A 2,463-nucleotide genomic window follows, 5' to 3' on the forward strand; every position below is an offset into this window, starting at 1 on the left:
CCCCTGCTCCCGTGCCCCTCTGCTCCCTTACCCCTCTTCCACGGTAGTGCAACCCCAGTATAAACTTCTCTTGAAAATGCCCTACAGACGCCAGCAAGGCTTTTGTGTTACAATTTTGGAGTGTTTTTACTTTTATTCGCCTTTTGGCGAGTTCAACCCCACGCATCAGGAGAGTTTACATGACGAGCAGTTACAGTGCCGATCAGATTCAAGTTCTGGAAGGTCTGGAAGCCGTCCGCAAAAGACCAGGAATGTACATCGGTACCACTGGGCCGCGAGGACTCCACCATTTAGTTTACGAGGTGGTGGACAATTCAATCGATGAGGCTTTGGCGGGTCATTGCACTCATATAGAGGTGGATATCAACGCTGATGGTTCTGTGACTGTAACAGATGATGGTCGCGGTATTCCCGTCGATACTCACTCGCGCACTGGGAAATCGGCTTTGGAAACCGTGATGACGGTACTGCACGCAGGTGGTAAGTTTGGCGGCGGTGGCTATAAAGTTTCTGGAGGATTACACGGGGTTGGTATTTCTGTTGTTAATGCCTTATCTGAAGTTGTAGAAGTTACCGTTTGGCGAGATAAAAAAGTTCATCTTCAGCGCTATGAACGCGGTATCCCAGTTAGTGAACTGCAAACCAAAGCTTACAAAGAAGCTAGAACTGGAACTTCTGTTACCTTTAAACCAGATATCCAAATCTTTACTACTAGCATTGAGTTTGATTACATCACTTTATCAGGTCGCTTACGGGAATTGGCGTATCTGAATGCAGGTGTCAAAATTACCTTTACTGACCACCGTTTAGAATTACTAAAAAGCGATACACCGAAAGTAGAATCCTACAATTACAAGGGTGGTATTAAAGAATATATCGCTTACATGAACCGTGAGAAGCAGCCTCTACATGAAGAAATTATCTATGTGCAGGGGGAACGGAACAATGTACAAGTGGAAGTTTCACTACAATGGTGTACTGATGCTTACACAGATAATGTGCTAGGTTTTGCTAACAATATTCGCACCGTTGATGGTGGTACGCACTTAGAAGGCTTGAAGGCGGTTCTGACTCGGACATTAAATGCGATCGCTCGCAAGCGGAATAAAATTAAAGATAATGAACCAAACCTCAGTGGCGAACACGTCCGCGAAGGTCTGACAGCCGTAATTTCCGTTAAAGTCCCCGACCCAGAATTTGAAGGACAAACCAAAACTAAACTTGGTAATACCGAAGTACGGGGAATTGTCGATTCTTTAGTGGGAGAAGTCCTCACTGAGTATCTAGAGTTTCATCCTGCTATAGCCGACTCAATTTTAGATAAAGCTATCCAAGCTTTCAAAGCCGCAGAAGCAGCGCGTCATGCACGGGAATTAGTTCGCCGCAAATCGGTACTAGAATCTTCGCCATTACCTGGTAAATTAGCCGATTGTAGTTCTCGCGACCCCAGCGAATCTGAGATATTCATCGTGGAAGGGGACTCAGCAGGTGGGAGTGCAAAACAAGGACGCGATCGCCGCACTCAAGCAATCTTGCCTCTACGTGGTAAAATTCTCAACATTGAAAAAACCGACGACGCTAAAATCTATAAAAATAACGAAGTTCAATCGTTAATTACAGCACTTGGTTTAGGTGTTAAAGGTGATGAATTCGATTCCACTCAACTACGTTATCACCGCATAGTCATTATGACGGATGCTGACGTAGATGGAGCGCACATTCGGACTTTGTTGTTAACATTCTTCTATCGATATCAACGGGCGCTTATCGAACAAGGCTTTATTTATATTGCTTGTCCCCCACTGTTTAAGGTAGAACGGGGACGTAATCATGAGTATTGCTATAGCGATCGCGAAAAAAATCAAGCGATCGCCAAATTCCCGGCTAACGCCAACTACACCATCCAACGCTTCAAAGGTTTGGGTGAAATGATGCCACAACAACTCTGGGATACCACCATGAACCCAGAAACTCGTAAAATGAAGCAAGTCGAAATTGAGGATGCCGCTGAAGCTGATCGCATCTTCACAATTTTAATGGGCGATCGGGTCGCACCCAGACGAGAATTTATCGAAACCTATGGTTCTAAACTCAACTTCACCGATCTAGATATCTAATATCAGCAGTCCTAAATCATTCCTAAAAAACAAGATCCCCGATTTCTTTGAGAAATCGGGGATCTTTAGCTTTGAAGTCTTGATTGACATTCCCAGAACAAATCTTTACTAAAAATTTTATATCCAAAATACTATAAAGACTACCTCTTTTGGCTGATGACAAACCATGAAATATATAAATCTTTTAGATTAATAATTTTTAATACTACAAACTATGTCGTTAGAGGAGTGACTATATCAATAAATTCATTAACTATTGTTAATGATCCCCTATTTAACAGGATTCTACACAAAGCTATGAAAATGAGCAAAGGCATAGTAGAAAAAGCATTGTTCAATATTATTG

At 42.8% G+C, this 2,463-nt stretch carries 2 protein-coding genes; both read left to right on the forward strand.

All coding sequences use genetic code 11. The features are described from left to right. Positions 1-179 precede the first annotated feature (179 nt). On the forward strand, positions 180-2,117 hold the full coding sequence (gyrB, locus tag RRG12_RS43005; protein WP_420760055.1) for a DNA topoisomerase (ATP-hydrolyzing) subunit B: 1,938 nt from the start codon (positions 180-182) through the stop codon (positions 2,115-2,117). Between the two features lie 156 nt (positions 2,118-2,273). Beyond that, positions 2,274-2,463 (forward strand): hypothetical protein (locus RRG12_RS43010; protein WP_420763278.1); only part of this gene is annotated, 190 nt, incomplete at its 3' end.

It is taken from the genome of Nostoc sp. CALU 546, from assembly GCF_048836525.1.

Coding starts and splice junctions, on each gene's coding strand:
- gyrB (WP_420760055.1), top strand. CDS start 180: ATGACGAGCAGTTACAGTGCCGATCAGATTCAAGTTCTGGAAGGTCTG.